Here is a 15,805-nt window from a genome sequence, read left to right on the forward strand (position 1 = left end):
TGAATCTTCCCAACAGAATTACCCCCATGAACTGCGGGCGGCCCATACGGGTCGCCCGTTGTTCAGTTTCCGGGTCTCGACTTGCGCAAAATCGTCTTGTTGTGTCCCGGGATGAATCCACCCCGCCCGGAGGAGCTCACTTGTCTACCGCGCACGCCACCTACCTGCCCGATCGTCACATGTTCGCCCTGTGGACCTGGGACGGGTCGGCGGTGGGTGAGGTACCGAAAATCCCCGGTGATCCCGAGGCGGTCGCGCTGGCCGTGCCGGACGGCCGGGGTATCGCGGTCGCGGAGGTGCCGTGCGTTCTGGTCGAGCCGGAGCGCTATCTGGGGCTCGAACTGCCCGATGCCGGGGCCTCGGCGCTGGCCTGGCGGGCCGCGCTGCAGGGTGAGCAGCCGGCGCTGCCGCCTGCCGCGCACGCCACGCCCAATGCGGGCGGGACGGCCATTGTTGCCGCGGCCCGCGCATTGCGGGTCCTACAGGACACCGTGGCGCTGTCCGGTGAGCTGCGCACGAGCCTGAAGGCCGAGCTGCGGCCCTATCAGGCGCGCGGCATCGCCTGGCTGCACGAGACCACCGATACGCACGGCGGTGCGGTGCTCGCCGATGAGATGGGCCTGGGCAAGACGGTCCAGGCGATCGGGTATCTGCTCGGGCGGGCGGAGGCGGGGCCGCACCTGGTGGTGTGCCCGACCTCCCTGGTCGGCAACTGGGTGCACGAGATCGAGCGATTCGGGCCCGGGCTGCGGGCGATCGGCTGGCGCGGCGGCGAGCTACCCGAGGCCGCGGCGGGCACGGTTCTGGTCACCGGATATCCGACGCTGCGGGGGCACGGGCCCGCGCTGCAGGGAATGCGGTGGGCGAGCATTGTTTTCGACGAGGCTCAGGTACTGAAGAATCCGCGCACCCAGGTCGCCAAGGCGGCGCGCGCCATTCCGGCGGACGCCCGGGTGGCCCTGACCGGCACACCCGTCGAGAATCATCTCGAAGAGCTCTGGGCGCTGCTCAATCTGGTTGTGCCGCACGAGTTCACTCACAAGACCCAGTTCCGGCGGCGGTTCGTGCGGCCGATCAACGAGGGGTCCGGGCCGGCGGTGCTGCGACTACGTGATGCCATCGAGCCGGTGGTGCTGGCCCGGCGCAAGTCCGAGGTGGCGGGCTCGCTGCCACCCAAGATCCACTGCGATCTGGTTTGCGATCTCACTCGCGAGCAGGACCGGATCTACGACCAGCTGCTCGATCGGGCCGAGGAGGAGGGCTTCGGGTCCGGCGGGCAGCGGCACACCCGGCTGCTGGCGGTGCTCACCGAATTGAAGCAGGTGTGCAATCACCCGGGACTGGTCACCGGCGATCTGGACGAATTGTCCGGGCGCTCCGGCAAGTTCGATGTGTGCGCCGATATTCTCGCCAACAATGTCGGCGCGGACGCGCCCACGCTGGTGTTCACCCAGTACCGGCGCACCGGCGAACTGCTGGTGCGGCACTGCGCCGAGGAGCTCGGGATCACCGTGCCGTTCTTCCACGGCGGGCTGAATCAGGCGCAGCGGACCGAGATCGTCACCGACTTCCAATCCGCGGACGGGCCACCGGTATTGGTGCTGAGCCTGCGGGCGGCGGGCACCGGTCTCACGCTCACCCGGGCCGCCGATGTCATCCACTTCGACCGCTGGTGGAATCCGGCCGTCGAGGCGCAGGCCTCCGACCGGGCGCACCGCATCGGGCAGACCCGCACGGTCACCGTCACCACGCTCACCTCGGGCACCACCATCGAGGAGCACATCGCGGGCATGCACGACCGCAAATCCGCGCTCACCGATCTCACCGATTCCGCCGGTGTCGCCGGGCTGGCCCGGCTCGACGACGACCGGCTGTTCGAACTCCTGCGCCGGAAGCGAGGCAACTGATATGGCCGACAATGAATTCGGGTACACCAGCTGGGGCATGGACTGGGTCCGGCTGGCCCAGCCGCTCAAGGTCAGCAAACCGGAGCCGCTGCTCCCCCGCGCCTACAGCATCGCCCGCAACAACCTGGTGCAGACCGACATCGAGAACACCATCGTGCGGGCCACCATCCACCGCGGCGCCGAGGCCTCGGTGACCTATCTGGAGCTGACGCCGCTGTCCGCCGCGACCATCACGGCCATCGGGAAACTGATTCCGGCGGAGACCCTGACGCTCACCGACGAACATCGCGCCGCGCTCGCCGAGCACGGCATCACCGTCAAACCCCAGCTCGCGCGGACGGACTGCTCCTGCCGCGCCCGCACCGAACGCTGCGTCCATATGCTCGCCACCTGTTACGCGCTGGCCCGGCGGGTCGACGAAACGCCCTGGCTGGCACTGGATCTGCAGGGCTATCGCACCGGCGCCACAGCGGCGTCGGCGACCGGCGAGACCGGTCCGGCACGGTGGACCTCGATCGATACGCTCGATCCCGCTACGTTCTTCGGCGTCACCACCGGGTAGTAGCGCCCGCGCCGAGTGCTTGGATGCGAGGGTGACTATTCAGGGGAATGCGGACCTGCGGGCATTGCTGTTCGATGTGCAGGGCACCACGGTGGACTTCCACTCGGTGGTGACCGCTGCGGCGAGACGTATTGCGGGCGCCCGGTATCCGGACGTGGACTGGGCCGGATTCACGGATCGATGGCGGGCGGAGTACTTCACGGCGCTCAAAGCCGCGACGCCGCGGCGTGATACGGCCTGGGTGACGGTGCACTCGGTGTACCGCCATGCGCTGGACCGGCTGCTGGCCGAGGACGGCCTCGCCCTCACCCCGGATGAGCGGGACGAGCTGACGCTGTCCTGGCGGCGCATGGTGGCGTGGCCCGATACGGTAGTGGGACTGGGGCGGCTGGGGACCCGCTTCACCCTCGCCACGCTGTCTAATGCGGATGTCGCTGCCGTGGTGGATATCTCGAAGCGAGCGGGGCTGCTGTGGGATGCGGTGTTCACGGCGGAAATGGCGGGCGCCTTCAAACCGGACCCGGCCATCTATGCCATGGCGGCGCGGTACCTGGGTTTCGCGCCGGCGGAAATCATGATGGTGGCGAGCCACAAGTACGACATTCGCGCGGCGGGTGCGCTCGGCTTCCGGACCGCCTTCGTCGCCCGGCCGCTGGAGTTCGGCCCGGACGGCGCCGTGGACGTGAGCTACGAGGACGACTTCGATATCAATGCGCGCGACTTCCTCGATCTGGCCGGCCAGCTGGGCTGCTGACCGCGGGCTCAGGGCCTGCGCGCCCGGAAGCGGAATTGGTGTGCGGCGGTGCTGATCTCGACATCGGTGAAGCCGATGCCGGCGAGGCGATCGGTGAGGGTGGCCGGTGGTACGGGGACACAGGTGTCGCGTACGTGCATGAGGCGGAAGACGCGGCTGTCCAGGCCGTCACTGCCCGCGAAGACGCCTTCGGGGCGCAGTACCCGGAAGACCTCGGCGAACAGGGCGTCCTGCTGCGCGGGTGACGGGACGTGGTGCAGCATGGTGAAGCAGACCACCGAGCTGAATTCCTTGTCCGGCAGGGGCATTGCGGTGCCGTCGCCCTCCAGGACCCGCAGCTGTTCACCGCGGCGAGCACGCAATCGGGCGGCGAGGGCGGGGTCGATTTCCAGACCGGTGAGCGCGGCGGTGCGCTCGCCCAGGGTGCGCACGTTCGCACCGTAACCGGGGCCGACCTCGAGCGCACTGTCGCCGAGTTCCACCCCGCCCAGGGCCCACGGGACGATGCGGGTGGCACTGATGCGTTCCCACGCGCTGGAACGGCATAACAGCTGATGGAAGATGTTCATTGCCATGGTTATGACGGTAGGCGGGTCTCGCGGCGACCACGAGAGACTACGGTGACAGATTGTGTCGCCAGACAGCCAAGCCCCCGTTTTCGACGCACCCACCGGGCCCACTGCCATGTGGTTCGGCGTGGGCTCGCTGCGCGCCGGGCACTGGTTCGAGGAGCACGAGCATCCACAGCACCAGATCGTCTGGGCCGCACGGGGAGTCATGACGGTCGAGATCGGTGCGGGCAGGTGGGTGCTGCCGCCCACCCGCGCACTGTGGATTCCCGGCGGCGTGCACCATCGCACCGGCACCTGCGACGGCGCGGTCATGAGCGGCATCTTCCTGGAACCGGATCGCAGCCCCGCGAATTTCCCCGTGCCGACCATGCTGCGGGTGCCGCGCCTACTGCACGAACTGTTCGAGCACCTCACCGCCGATACGACGACCGCCGTCCAACGCGAACGTGCGGAGGGCGTGGTCTTCGATCTGCTCCACCCGGTCGAGGTGATACCCATCGGGGCGCGCATGCCCGAGGATCCGCGCGCCCGGCACGTGGCCGAGGCCCTCGTCGCCGACCCCGCCGATGCCCGCACCCTGCACCAATTCGCCGTCGCGGCCGCCGCGAGTCCGCGCACCCTGGCCCGCACCTTCGTCGCGGAAACCGGAATCACCTTCGGCCAGTGGCGAACCCAGGTCCGCCTGGCCGCCTCCCTCCCCCACCTGGCCGCCGCCATGCCCCTGGCCCGCATTGCCGCCCGCGTCGGCTACGCCACCCCCAGCGCCTACGTCGCCGCCTTCCGCCGCGAGGTGGGCGTCTCACCCGGCCGCTACTTCGCCCGCTGACCCGCACCGCCGAACGCCGGTACCCTCGACAGTGTGACCGAGCGAAAGCCGCCCGGCCTCACCTTCGAATCGTGGATCGACAGGCAGATTCGAGAGGCGACCGAGCGGGGCGAATTCGACCAGCTGCCAGGCGCGGGGCAACCCATTCCAGCGGGCCCCGCCGACGAGAACTGGTGGGTGCTCAATCTCCTGAAACGCGAAGGCCTTCGAGCCGACGCCCTCCTGCCCGAACCCATCGTCCTGCGCCGCGAACGCGAGCAGATCCAGGACACGGTGCGAGATGTCCCGTCGGAGCGAGAGGTGCGCGAGACCGTCGCCGCCCTCAACGAGCGCATCGTGCAGTACATGCGAAATCCGGTCGGGCCGCGAGTACCGATCACACCGCTGTGCACGGACGACGTCGTCGACACCTGGCGAACCGACCGAGACGAGGCACGGGCCGCGCGGACCCAGGCCATCCCAGCATCAACTCCCCCGGCCGATCACCCATGGTGGCGAAGACTGTTCGGCCGGTGAGCAACTGAACCGCACGTCGGCGCGATCTGCCGGTCGGGCCCGATACCGTGGGCGAATGGCGAACGCGCAGTACACCTTCACCAGCGAGCTCTGGAAATGGGAGGCGCGCGCGTCCCGGTATTTCGTCAGTCTGCCCGAGGCGGTATCCGATGAGATCGAAGCGATGTACGGCGCGCTGGCGGGTGGCTTCGGCTCGCTGCGGGTCAAGGTCACCGTCGGCGGCAGCCGGTGGTCCACATCCATTTTTCCGGATGGCAAGCGCGCCACATACGTACTGCCGGTGAAGAAGCCGGTCCGGATCGCCGAGGGGCTGGCCGATGGCGACCCGGTCCATATCGATCTGGTGATCGCGTCGTGACTGCGCTACATGCGGCGCAGGGCCGCTATGCGTTCGGTGAGCTGGTCGGCGGTGGCGAGGGCGGTGGGCGGACCACCGCACTCTCTTCGTAGCTCGCCGTGGATGACGCCGTGGGCCTTGCCGGTGCGGTGGTGGTGCATGGCGACCAGGCTGTTGAGTTCGCGGCGGAGTTCGCCGAGGCGGTCGGAGGTGGCGGTGCGCTCGGCGGACGCGGCATTGGTGAGCAGGGGGCGGCCGGATTCGGCTGCGGCGCTGCGGTCCTGGAGTTGGCGGGACTGGCGGTCGTTGAGGAGGGCGCGCATTTGGTCGGCGTCGAGGAGACCTGGAATGCCGAGGTAGTCGGCTTCCTCATCGCTGCCGGAGAAGGTGGCGGTGCCGAAGGAGTCGCCGTCGTAAATGACCTGATCGAGCTCGGCGTCGGCGGCCAGGGCGATGAACTTCTTCTCCTCCTCGCCCGGCTCGTCCTTCTGCTTGTTCGCGTCGATCAGCAGTTCGTCGTCGAGATCGCTCTTCTCCCGGTGCGGCTTACCGATGACGTGGTCGCGCTGCACCTCCAGCTGCGCGGCCAGGTCCAGCAGCACCGGCACCGACGGCACGAAGACGCTGGCGGTCTCCCCCGTCTTGCGGGCACGCACGAAACGTCCGATGGCCTGCGCGAAGTACAGCGGGGTCGAGGCACTGGTGGCATAGACGCCGACGGCCAGACGCGGAACGTCGACGCCCTCGGACACCATGCGCACCGCGACCATCCACGGGTCGGTGTTCCCGCTGAACTCGCCGATCCGGCTCGAGGACGCCGGATCGTCGGAGAGCACGATGGTCGGCTTGGTCCCCGAAATATGTTCCAGCAGTTCGGCGTAGTCGCGCGCCTTGTCCTGATCGGTGGCGATGACCAGGCCGCCCGCATCGGGCATACCGGTGGCGCGCAGCTGTCGCAGCCGAGTGTCGGCGGCAATGAGCACCTTCGACATCCAGTCGCCCGCGGGGTCCAGGGCGGTGCGCCAGGCGCGGGCGGTGTGTTCGGCGCTCAGCGGCTCACCCAGGCGGGCGGAGTACTCGTCGCCGGCGCTGTCACGCCAGTGCGCCTCACCGGAGTAGGCCAGGAAGACCACGGGCCGCACCACGCCGTCGGCCAGCGCCTCGGAGTAACCGTAGGTGTGATCGGCGCGCGACTTCTCGAATCCGGATTCATCGGCCTCATAGGTGATGAACGGAATCTTGGAGTCGTCGCTGCGGAAGGGCGTACCGGTCAGCGAGAGTCTTCGGGTCGCGTCCCCGAAGGCCTCCTCGACCGCCTCACCCCAGCTCTTCGCATCGCCGGCGTGATGGACCTCGTCCATGATCACCAGCGTGCGCCGGTTCGTGGTGCGCACCCGATGCTTGAACGGATGCGAGGCCACCTGCGCATAGGTCACCACCACACCGTGGTAGTCCGAGGAGGTCGAACCCGTCGAATTGGAGAAGTTGGAGTCGAGCTGAATGCCCACCCGCGCCGCCGACCCGGACCACTGATGCTTGAGGTGCTCGGTCGGCGCGACGACCGTCACCTGATCGATGGTGCGGTCGGCCAGCAATTCCGCCGCCACACGCAACGCGAAAGTCGTCTTACCGGCGCCGGGGGTGGCTACCGCAAGAAAATCGCGAGGCTTGCTCGTCAGATATTTGGTGAGAGCCCTGCGCTGCCAAGCACGTAATGAACCGCCACCACCCGAAGTCACTTGGTAGAGATTAGCGATGCCGACCGACAACACACCAATTCGACACAGCACCAACTAGTGCCGCACGACACATCGCCGGTCCCCGCCCATTTGAAACGCTGGTGAGCGATGCTGTAGCCACCATGAACGAGCACGACAATCCGCCGCAACACGCCGACGTGTCCGCGCCGCCAGAGACCGACGTGGTCGTCGTCACACTTCGGGGCCGGATTCGCGAGCTCATCGTGCACGTGGCGGTCAAAGCGTGGGGCGATTCCATCTTCAACAAGTCCGCCGCGGCCGCGTTCTGGCAGACATTGTCGCTGGCCCCGCTGCTGCTGGGGCTGCTCGGCTCGCTCGGCTATGTCGGGCACTGGTTCGGCCCGGACACGGTCGACATCGTCGAGGGCAAGATCATCACCTTCAGCCGCAACCTGTTCAGTTCCAGCGTGGTCGACGACTTGATCGAACCGACCACCAGTGATGTGCTCGAGCGCGGGCACGGCGGCGTGGTGTCGGTGGGCTTCGTGCTCTCCCTGTGGGCAGGATCATCCGCGATGGCGACCTTCGTGGACGCGATCACCGCCGCACACGGTCAGGCCAATGCGCGACACCCGGTCTGGCAGCGCATTTTCGCGCTGTGGCTGTACGTGCAATTCCTGATCGCCGCGGTGCTGATCCTGCCGGTGGTCGCGCTGGGCCCGTCGCTGATCGGCCGGGTGCTGCCGCGCGGCTGGAAAGAGCCCGGCCTCAGGCTGATCGACACCTTCTACTATCCGGGCGCCGGACTGCTGCTGATCATCGGCCTGACCGCGCTGTACAAGCTGGCCCTGCACCGCACGCTGCCCTTTCATCGGCTTTTCGGCGGCGCCCTGGTCGCCGGCGTGTTCTTCATGGCCGCCAGCGAGGGACTGCGCCGATATCTGGCCTGGGTCACCCGGACCGGTGTCACCTACGGCGCGCTGGCCACGCCGATCGCCTTCCTGCTGTTCACGTTCTTCCTCGGCTTCGCGGTGATCCTCGGCGCGGAATTCAATGCCAGCATTCAGGAGTTCTGGCCCGCGCGCGCCACCCGCCTCACCCAGGTCCGGGCCTGGTTCGAGGCCCGCAGGCATAAACGGGAGACCGCGGCGCTTCCTACAGTGGAACCGAAACCACCGCATCGACCCACGGGGACTCATGGCTGAGCAACTGACCATCATGGCTGTACACGCACATCCCGACGACGAAGTCATCAGTACCGGTGGCCTTTTCGCGCGCTATGCCGCCGAAGGCATTCGAACTGTCCTGGTGACCTGTACGAACGGCGAGCAGGGCGACGGGCCCGGCGGCGTCAAGCCCGGGCAGCCGGGCCACGATCCGGACGCGGTCCGTGCGCTGCGGCTCGCCGAACTCCGCGAGTCGGCGGCGATCCTGGGCATCGAACATGTCGAACTGCTCGGCTACCGCGACTCGGGCATGGACGGCTGGGACGGCAATCACGATCCCGAGGCGTTCTGGAACACCCCGGTCGAGCAGGCGGCGGCGCGACTGGAAGATCTCATGCGGCACTACCGGCCACAGGTCGTCGTCACCTACGACGAAAACGGGAACTACGGTCACCCCGACCATATCCAGGCCAACCGCATCGCCCTGGCGGCGACGGAATCCTCGGGCATCCCGGAAAAGCTGTACTACACCGCGATTCCGCGCGAGAGCGCCCGCGAGATGTTCGAGGCCTTCAAGGCCAGCGGCCAGGACATGGGCGATTTCGAGCCGCCGGAGGACTTCGGCACCCCGATGGATCAGATCACCGCCGTGGTGGACGTCGCCCCGTACGTCCGGCGCAAGGTCAAGGCGCTCGAGGCCCACGGCAGTCAGGGCGACAGCATGCCGTTCCTGCGCCTGCCCGAGGACATCCAGCAGATGGTCTTCGCGTCCGAGAGTTTCGTGCGGCACTTCAACCGCGTCGACACGGCCCCCGCGCTGGAATCCGACCTCTTCGCCGGGCTCCGCTAGCGCCCGCCGAGCGTCGGCAGCGTCGGGACCGCATCCACGAGCACTGCGCGCCGCCGCCGTTCCGCGACAATCAGATAGAGCACGAATCCGAAAGCGGCACTGGTGAAGAGGCTGCTGGCGAAGAAGAGCCACGGTTTGGGCAGGCCCTTACGAAGGCCACCGGCGATCGACATGATCGGCAGGATCAGGACGTTGAGGAAGACGTAATCCTGGGAGGCGGAGTCGGCGGCCCAGTTCGGGAACATGAGATAGATGTATTCCGCCCAGCTGGCCCCCGGCCCCCAGAGGGGATTCGTGCCGTCGTGGTGATATTCGAGCACGAAGCGAATATTGAAGTACCAGCCCAGCACCACCGAGCCGATACCTATTGCCCAGTAGGCGAGTTCGACCGCGCTGATGCGGGGCCGTCCCGGCACCGAGACGAACAGCGCCCGGTTCTCGCCGATGATCCAGGCGGTGACAGCGATGCCGAGGATCGCGTGGACGGTGAGACTGAGAACGTACATGGGCGGATTCTAGAACCGATAATTGTCACTCATGACAGATTTGACAGATATTTTGTCACTGTTGACATTTTGCTGGTCCGGTGGGACCGTTTCGGCTTATGTCGGACTATGACGCGATCGTGATCGGGGCCGGGCACAACGGATTGGCGGCCGCGGCGATACTGCAGCACGCCGGCCTGCGGACGATCTGCCTCGAGTCCAATCACTATTCGGGTGGAATGGCCTCCACGGTCGAGCTGATCCACGGGTACCGATTCGAGATCGCCGGATCCGAGCAATTCCCCACCTCCGCGCAGCTCAGCGCCGAACTGGAGCTCGATGCGGTGCCCGCCGTGCCGCTCGAGGTCATGTCGGTGTCGACGCTCGGCAGAGGCGATCCGCCGTTCATCTACTACACCGATCCGATGAAGTTGCTCGAGCATGTGAGCGGCGTGCACGGCGCCGAGATGCTGACCGGACTCGCCGGGCTGATGACCTGGGCGCAGGCTCCGGCCCGGGCGCTCGGCCGGTTCGAGATACGGCGGGAGCCGAAGACCATCGATGAGATGTTCGCTTGCGCGACAAACGAATTCGAACGCGCGGCGATCTCTGACATGCTGTTCGGGTCCTTATCGGAGGTGCTCGACCGCTATGTACCCCGCAGCGACAAGACCGGTGCGCTACGTGGGATGATGTCCTTCCTCGGACTGAACATGACTTTTCGTGGCCCCGAAACACCCGGCACCGCAATGGCATTGGCGTTCGGGTTGGCTACTCCCGAGGGCGACGGCACGCTGATGCGCAAGATCCGCGGCGGAATCGGGGCATTGACAACACATCTGCGGGAAAGGTTCGAAGCCGCCGGTGGTCAGGTCCGCTTGCGTACCCCGGTGACGCGGATACTCACCGAGGGAAAGCGGGTCACCGGAGTGCGCACCGGCGACGGCGGCGAGGTGACCGCGCCGATCGTAGTGTCCTGTATCGCACCGGATCTCACCGTCGGACAGCTGCTGAATCCGGAGGTGGTGTCCGCGGACACGCTCTCCCGATTCGCTCGCACCGATCACCGCGGCAGCTATCTGCAACTGCATTTCGCACTCGACGGCCTCCCGGAGTTCGCCGATCCGTACCGGATGCTCGACGATCCGGCCATGCAGTCGGCGATCGGCCTCTACAGCACTCCCGAAGAGCTGCAACAGCAGTGGGAGGATTGCCGGCGGGGCATAGTGCCCCAGGAGCCGGCCGTGGTCCTGCAGCTGCCCTCGGTCCACGATCCATCGGTCGCGCCCGCGGGTAAACACGCCGCATCCGCATTCGCACTGTGGTTCCCCATCGAGGGGCAGCGGGAGGACCGCGCAAGACTCCGGGCCGAGATGGCACAGCGGGTCACAGCCCGAATCTGCACCCTCGCACCGAATTTCGCAGACCTGATCACCCGGCAGATCGTCTTCACCCCCCGCCACATGGATCGAATGTTCGGAGCCCCGGGCGGGGATTACTGCCACGGCCTGGTGCACCCCGAACAGATGGGCCCCGGCCGCCCCGGCCCGACCGGCTTCCGGGACCTGCCCCTGCCCGTCACCGGGCTCTACCTCGGCAGCGCCGGATGCCACGGCGGTCCGTCGGTATCGTTCATTCCCGGCTACAACGCCGCGCACCGTGCGCTGGATGAGGCGAAGTAGGACCCTAGAATGCGGTCTATGCCCGCCGCGCCGTCACCCTCCAAAGCCGAGCGCACCCGCTCCACGCTGCAGCATGCCGCGCTGGCACGCTTCCTCGAGTACGGCGTGGAGGCGACGACGATCGCCGATATCGCCGCCGACGCGGGCGTCACGGAACGAACCTTCTACCGCCACTTCCCCTCGAAGCAGCACGTCCTGTTCGCCGATTACGATGCCCGGCTGGACTGGTTCCGCCAGGCCCTGTCCCTGCGCCCGCCCGGCGAACCGGTCACCACCTCGGTCCGCATCGCCGTCGAATCTTTTCCCTACGATGCCGCGCTGCACCAGATCGCGATCCTGCGCAGCAATCACCTGGAGCAGGACCTCGTCCAATCGCACATCAAAACCGTGCAAGCCGAATTCTCCCGCGAGATAGCCCAATTCCTCCTGGACCGCACCGGCGCCGCCCCCGGCTCCGACGCCGCCTATCAAATCTCCATCACCGCACAGTGCGTCGCCGCGGTCATGTTCACCGCCACCGAAACCTGGTTCGCCAGGGGCGATCTCAATGTCCAGGAACTCTCCCGCCTCGTCGACATCGGCCTGCAGAGCCTCAAAGACGGCATCGCCTGAGTTCACAGCTCGCGGAAACGCCACCGTATTCTCGTGGATACACGGCGGCACACCGGGTCACGGTAGATTGCCGGGTTCACGGTGCCCGGAGTCATCGGGTGCAGATTCACCACGGAGGATTCAATGAAGTTGCGCATTGCTGGACTGCTGGGCGCCGCCGCAGTGGCCGGAATGGTCGCGGTGCTCGCACCCGGAACCGCCGGTGCGGCAACCGGAACGCTCGTCGAGAACGGCAGGGTCCTCGTCGATCCGACCGGATGCGTCCGGATCAAGCTGACCGACGAGAGCAGCACCGTGGTGGCGAACTCCACCGACCAGGACGCCACCTTCTACGCCAGCGGCGACTGCTCGGGCGATCCCATCGGCACCGTAGCCGCCGGAGCGAGCGACACTCCCCCGATGGCCGGCAGCTTCACCATCAACTGACGTAGAACGACCCCGCCCGGACCGGCATTCACGCCGGCCCGGGCGTTTCCGTCACCGGCACAACGATATTCAGCCCAGGATGATCGAGGCGGCGTGTTCGCCGATCATCATGGTGGCGGCGTTGGTATTGCCGCCGACGATGCTGGGCATGATCGAGGCGTCGGCGACGCGCAGTCCCTCCACTCCGCGCACCCGCAGCAGGGGGTCCACCACCGCGCGCTCGTCCACGCCCATGCGACAGGTGCCGACGGGGTGGTAGACGGTGGTTGCACGGTTCGGGACCTCGGCGGCCAGCTCTGCACGACCGGGATACTGTGGGCCCGGGGAGATTTCGGCATCCACGTCTGCGGCGATCGACTTCGCGGACATGATTTCCCGGGTCAGTTCCATACCGTGCACCAGCGTGTTCAGGTCCTGCTGCTCGGCGAGATAGTTGGGATCGATGGCGGGCGCGGCGGTGGGCTCGGCCGAGGTCAGTCGCAGGGTGCCGCGGCTCTGCGGGTAGATCATCGTGACCAGGACGGTCAAGGATTGGCGCGGATCGGGGGTGTGGCGGATCGGGGCGTCCTGATTCGGGCCGGGATAGCCCCACGGCAGGACGTGCAGTTGCAGATCGGGCGCGGCCGCGGCGTACGGAGTGCGCAGGAACGCGACCGCTTCGAAAACGCTGCGGGCCAGCCAGGTGCTGTTGTTGCGCAGAGACTCCCGCACGAAGGCACGGGCGAAATACCCTGGCGCCGAACGGTTCACAGCGGTCGGCATGGCGAAGGACATCGGCACGAACAGATGATCGTGCAGGTTGTCGCCCACCGGGAGGTCGGCGACGACATCGATGCCGAAGGCGCGCAGATGATCCGCCGGGCCGAGGCCCGAGAGCATGAGCAGCTGCGGAGAGCCGAATGTGCCTGCGCTGACGATGACTTCACGCTCGGCACGCAGCACCTCGGTGCCGTGCGCGGTCCGATACTCCACGCCGGTGGCGCGGCCGTTCTCGATCAGAATGCGCACGACCTGCGTATTCGGCAGCACGGTGAGGGTTTTCGGTCGATCGTCGAGATATCCGACCGCAGTGCTGTAGCGCAGCCCATTGCTGTTGCTCTGCTGCAGGATCGAGACGCCGTCCTGCTCGGCGCCGTTGTAATCGGGATTGATTGCCGCGCCGGTGGTTTCGACCAGCGCCTGCATGAACGACTCGGACGCCGGCCGCAGCTCGCGGGCGCGGATCACCTTGATCGGACCGGAATCACCGCGGAACCGGTTCGCGCCGTCCTCGAAGGATTCGAACTTCTTGAAGCTCGGCAGCACCTCGTCATACGACCAGCCGGTATTGCCCTCCGCCGCCCAATCGTCGAAGTTGCGCCGATTGCCGCGCACGAACACCATGCCGTTGACAGAACTCGAACCGCCGACCACCTTGCCGTGCGTCTGCGGAATCGCGCGGCCCAGCGCATGCTTCTGCTCGACGGTGTAGTGCCCCCAGTCGACCATCTTCTTCAGTTGCGGCACGCTGTGCAGCGGGCCGATCATGCCCGGCTTGCGCACCAGCCTGGTGTTGTCCCGCCGGCCCGCCTCGATCAGCGTCACATCGGCGCCGGTATCGGCCAGCCTGCGAGCGATGATGGCGCCGGCACTCCCGGAACCGATGATGATGTAGTCCGCCATCGCCACGCCAGCCCTTCTGCCCAATCCGTTTCGCCGCGAGTCACCGGCAAAACTGGAACGTGTTGCGAAACTACTCCACAACGGCTGCGCAGGAGCCCGATTCGGCCTACTCGGTCACTGCCTCGCGCACCTCGGGTACAACGTCATGGGCCCGGGGGTTCACGGCTGTGTCGTTGATGATTTCGCCTGGACCGATGGCACAGCAGTCATATCACGAGGGCATCGATCTCAGACCTCGACGGGCTCCGCATCGGAGGTAGCGGGCTGGTCCTGCGCCGGCAGGGCGGCCCGGCCCGGAAGCAGCAGGCAGAGCGGGACAGCCGCGATCGTGAACGCGGTCGCCCACCAGAAGGCGTGACCGAAACCCGAGGCCAGGGCTGCCGGGGTGTGAGCGCCGGTTGCGGTGCGCTGCAGGATCATTGCGAGGACTGCGGTCCCCGCGGAGCCACCGACCTGCTGGGCGACGCGACTGATGCTGGAACCCTGCGGGATCTCCTCGGGCCGCAGTCCGACGAAGGCGCCGCCCATCAGCGTGATCATGGCCGCGCCCAGTCCGACACCGCGCACGAACAGCACGGCCATCAGCGCGATATTGCTCGTGGTCGCGGTGACGAAGCAGAACGGCACCGTGGCCGCGCAGGTGAGAACGAAGGCGGCGATGGCAACCGGACGCGCGCCGAAGCGATCCATGTACCGGCCCGCCAGCGAGCGGGAGACAAGGGTGCCCAGCCCCTGCGGGATGAGCAGCAGCGCCGCACCGAGCGCGTCCTCGCCACGCACCTGCTGCCAGTACAGCGGTAGCAGCAGCATGGTCCCGTACAGCGCGCCGCCGGTGAGGAAGACCAGCGCCGACGAGGCGGCGAGAGAGCGGTGGCGGAAAAGCCGAATATTGATCAGGGCGTCCGATCCGCGCCGCAGTGCCCAGCCGACATATCCGGCGAGCAGGGCCAGCCCGGCGATCAGCGGCAGTCCGACCTCGAGGCTCGCGAGCCCACCGGATCCACCGAGCTGGGTGAGGCCGTAGATGACAGCGGCGATGCCGGGCGAAAGCAGCAGCATGCCAACAACATCCAGGCGGGCGCGGGGTCCGGGGCGGGGGGCGTCCTCGGGGAGGTTACGCATCGCCAGGTAGCCGCCGGCAACACAGAACGGCACATTGAACAGGAAGATCCAGCGCCAGTCCCCTAGGTGCAGAATGACGCCGCCGAGCACCGGGCCGAGCACCGGCCCCAAGGCGGTGGGCACGGTGATCAGCGACATGACCCTGCCGATGCTGCGCCCCTTGGCGGCCTGCATGATCAGCGTGGTCATCAGCACCATCATGATGCCGCCGCCGATGCCCTGGACTACGCGAAAAGCGATGAGGCTCGGGACATTCCACGCCGCGGCACACAGCAGTGAGCCGATGAGGAACATTCCCAGCGCGGCGACCCACAGGCGTTTGCCGCCCAGGACCGACTGCGCCCATCCGACCGCCGGCATGGTGGCGGCAAGGGCCAGCAGATAAGCGGTGCTCACCCACTGGATGGCGCCGAGCGAGGCATGCATCTGCCCCGCGAGGCTGTTGATGGCGACGCTCATGATCGTGGTGTCGAAGATGACGGCGAGCGCGCCGATGATCAGGGTGAAGGTCATGCGCCGCAGAGCCGGATCGAGGCGATCCGGGTCCGCCGCGGGAGGTGGCGATGGGACAGCGCGGGTGTTCACGTAGCTCCTTAAGGTAGAGAGTTCTATCTTATTTCCGCTAC

Annotated in this window: 16 protein-coding genes; 11 read left to right on the forward strand and 5 right to left on the reverse strand. The window is 67.2% G+C overall.

The window, feature by feature from the left end:
* The first annotated feature begins 179 nt into the window (after positions 1-179).
* Genes OG716_RS18795 through OG716_RS18805 form a run of 3 tightly spaced genes read left to right on the forward strand, consistent with a single transcriptional unit; the run spans position 180 to position 3,223 of the window.
* The gene (locus tag OG716_RS18795) at positions 180-1,907 is read left to right on the forward strand and encodes a DEAD/DEAH box helicase (protein ID WP_405139751.1); all 1,728 of its coding nucleotides are present in this window, start codon (positions 180-182) and stop codon (positions 1,905-1,907) included.
* Position 1,908: 1 nt separating this feature from the next.
* Positions 1,909-2,469: a hypothetical protein gene (locus OG716_RS18800; protein WP_405138838.1), complete on the forward strand. Its 561-nt coding sequence runs from the start codon at positions 1,909-1,911 to the stop codon at positions 2,467-2,469.
* 31 nt (positions 2,470-2,500) lie between these two features.
* Positions 2,501-3,223, forward strand: a complete 723-nt coding sequence (locus tag OG716_RS18805; RefSeq protein WP_405138839.1) for a haloacid dehalogenase type II — start codon at positions 2,501-2,503, stop codon at positions 3,221-3,223.
* A gap of 8 nt (positions 3,224-3,231) precedes the next feature.
* On the opposite strand, the gene OG716_RS18810 is transcribed toward OG716_RS18805, so the two are convergent.
* Positions 3,232-3,798 (reverse strand): class I SAM-dependent methyltransferase, encoded by a 567-nt coding sequence (locus tag OG716_RS18810; RefSeq protein WP_405138840.1) that lies wholly within the window; start codon positions 3,796-3,798, stop codon positions 3,232-3,234.
* A 55-nt stretch (positions 3,799-3,853) separates the two neighbouring features.
* On the opposite strand from OG716_RS18810, the gene OG716_RS18815 reads away from it, so the two are divergent.
* Genes OG716_RS18815 through OG716_RS18825 form a run of 3 tightly spaced genes read left to right on the forward strand, consistent with a single transcriptional unit; the run spans position 3,854 to position 5,495 of the window.
* Positions 3,854-4,621 carry an AraC family transcriptional regulator gene (locus OG716_RS18815; protein WP_405138841.1) on the forward strand — a complete coding sequence of 256 codons (768 nt, stop codon included), beginning with the start codon at positions 3,854-3,856 and terminating at the stop codon, positions 4,619-4,621.
* A gap of 33 nt (positions 4,622-4,654) precedes the next feature.
* Positions 4,655-5,137 (forward strand): DUF1992 domain-containing protein, encoded by a 483-nt coding sequence (locus OG716_RS18820; protein ID WP_405138842.1) that lies wholly within the window; start codon positions 4,655-4,657, stop codon positions 5,135-5,137.
* A gap of 55 nt (positions 5,138-5,192) precedes the next feature.
* Positions 5,193-5,495: a DUF1905 domain-containing protein gene (locus OG716_RS18825; RefSeq protein ID WP_405138843.1), complete on the forward strand. Its 303-nt coding sequence runs from the start codon at positions 5,193-5,195 to the stop codon at positions 5,493-5,495.
* Between the two features lie 5 nt (positions 5,496-5,500).
* Here the strand turns inward: OG716_RS18825 and OG716_RS18830 are convergent, their stop codons facing one another.
* A complete protein-coding gene (locus OG716_RS18830) occupies positions 5,501-7,213 on the reverse strand; it encodes a DEAD/DEAH box helicase (protein ID WP_327145183.1) in 1,713 nt (570 codons plus the stop codon).
* A gap of 122 nt (positions 7,214-7,335) precedes the next feature.
* Here OG716_RS18830 and OG716_RS18835 point away from each other — a divergent pair, with 122 nt between their 5' ends.
* Positions 7,336-8,379: a YihY/virulence factor BrkB family protein gene (locus tag OG716_RS18835; RefSeq protein ID WP_405139753.1), complete on the forward strand. Its 1,044-nt coding sequence runs from the start codon at positions 7,336-7,338 to the stop codon at positions 8,377-8,379.
* A complete protein-coding gene (locus OG716_RS18840; protein WP_405138844.1) occupies positions 8,372-9,190 on the forward strand; it encodes a PIG-L family deacetylase in 819 nt (272 codons plus the stop codon). Before OG716_RS18835 ends, OG716_RS18840 begins: the two co-directional genes overlap by 8 nt.
* Here OG716_RS18840 and OG716_RS18845 read toward each other — a convergent pair.
* Entirely contained in the window at positions 9,187-9,696 is a 510-nt protein-coding gene (locus OG716_RS18845) for a DUF2834 domain-containing protein (protein ID WP_405138845.1), read from the reverse strand. The two genes, OG716_RS18840 and OG716_RS18845, sit on opposite strands and share 4 nt — an antisense overlap.
* Before the next feature lie 98 nt (positions 9,697-9,794).
* Between OG716_RS18845 and OG716_RS18850 the strand changes: the two genes are divergently transcribed.
* The 3 genes from OG716_RS18850 to OG716_RS18860 all read left to right on the forward strand — a co-directional run bounded on the left by OG716_RS18850 (position 9,795) and on the right by OG716_RS18860 (position 12,395).
* A complete protein-coding gene (locus tag OG716_RS18850) occupies positions 9,795-11,357 on the forward strand; it encodes a phytoene desaturase family protein (protein WP_405138846.1) in 1,563 nt (520 codons plus the stop codon).
* 18 nt (positions 11,358-11,375) lie between these two features.
* A complete protein-coding gene (locus OG716_RS18855; RefSeq protein ID WP_405138847.1) occupies positions 11,376-11,969 on the forward strand; it encodes a TetR/AcrR family transcriptional regulator in 594 nt (197 codons plus the stop codon).
* Between the two features lie 123 nt (positions 11,970-12,092).
* The gene (locus OG716_RS18860; RefSeq protein WP_327145166.1) at positions 12,093-12,395 is read left to right on the forward strand and encodes a hypothetical protein; all 303 of its coding nucleotides are present in this window, start codon (positions 12,093-12,095) and stop codon (positions 12,393-12,395) included.
* A 69-nt stretch (positions 12,396-12,464) separates the two neighbouring features.
* Here the strand turns inward: OG716_RS18860 and OG716_RS18865 are convergent, their stop codons facing one another.
* Both OG716_RS18865 and OG716_RS18870 read right to left on the reverse strand, forming a co-directional pair.
* Positions 12,465-14,057 carry a GMC family oxidoreductase gene (locus tag OG716_RS18865; RefSeq protein ID WP_405139755.1) on the reverse strand — a complete coding sequence of 531 codons (1,593 nt, stop codon included), beginning with the start codon at positions 14,055-14,057 and terminating at the stop codon, positions 12,465-12,467.
* Positions 14,058-14,285: 228 nt separating this feature from the next.
* Positions 14,286-15,764 carry an MDR family MFS transporter gene (locus tag OG716_RS18870; protein ID WP_405138848.1) on the reverse strand — a complete coding sequence of 493 codons (1,479 nt, stop codon included), beginning with the start codon at positions 15,762-15,764 and terminating at the stop codon, positions 14,286-14,288.
* Between the last annotated feature and the right edge of the window lie 41 nt (positions 15,765-15,805).

This window comes from Nocardia sp. NBC_01388, assembly GCF_045040085.1.
Taxonomy (GTDB): domain Bacteria; phylum Actinomycetota; class Actinomycetes; order Mycobacteriales; family Mycobacteriaceae; genus Nocardia.

Excerpts from the sequence above, each read along its gene's own strand:
- OG716_RS18795 (WP_405139751.1), top strand. The coding sequence starts at position 180 with ATGTTCGCCCTGTGGACCTGGGACGGGTCGGCGGTGGGTGAGGTACCG.
- OG716_RS18800 (WP_405138838.1), top strand. The coding sequence starts at position 1,909 with ATGGCCGACAATGAATTCGGGTACACCAGCTGGGGCATGGACTGGGTC.
- OG716_RS18810 (WP_405138840.1), bottom strand. The coding sequence starts at position 3,798 with ATGGCAATGAACATCTTCCATCAGCTGTTATGCCGTTCCAGCGCGTGG.
- OG716_RS18825 (WP_405138843.1), top strand. The coding sequence starts at position 5,193 with ATGGCGAACGCGCAGTACACCTTCACCAGCGAGCTCTGGAAATGGGAG.
- OG716_RS18835 (WP_405139753.1), top strand. The coding sequence starts at position 7,336 with ATGAACGAGCACGACAATCCGCCGCAACACGCCGACGTGTCCGCGCCG.
- OG716_RS18840 (WP_405138844.1), top strand. The coding sequence starts at position 8,372 with ATGGCTGAGCAACTGACCATCATGGCTGTACACGCACATCCCGACGAC.
- OG716_RS18845 (WP_405138845.1), bottom strand. The coding sequence starts at position 9,696 with ATGTACGTTCTCAGTCTCACCGTCCACGCGATCCTCGGCATCGCTGTC.
- OG716_RS18850 (WP_405138846.1), top strand. The coding sequence starts at position 9,795 with ATGTCGGACTATGACGCGATCGTGATCGGGGCCGGGCACAACGGATTG.
- OG716_RS18855 (WP_405138847.1), top strand. The coding sequence starts at position 11,376 with ATGCCCGCCGCGCCGTCACCCTCCAAAGCCGAGCGCACCCGCTCCACG.
- OG716_RS18860 (WP_327145166.1), top strand. The coding sequence starts at position 12,093 with ATGAAGTTGCGCATTGCTGGACTGCTGGGCGCCGCCGCAGTGGCCGGA.
- OG716_RS18865 (WP_405139755.1), bottom strand. The coding sequence starts at position 14,057 with ATGGCGGACTACATCATCATCGGTTCCGGGAGTGCCGGCGCCATCATC.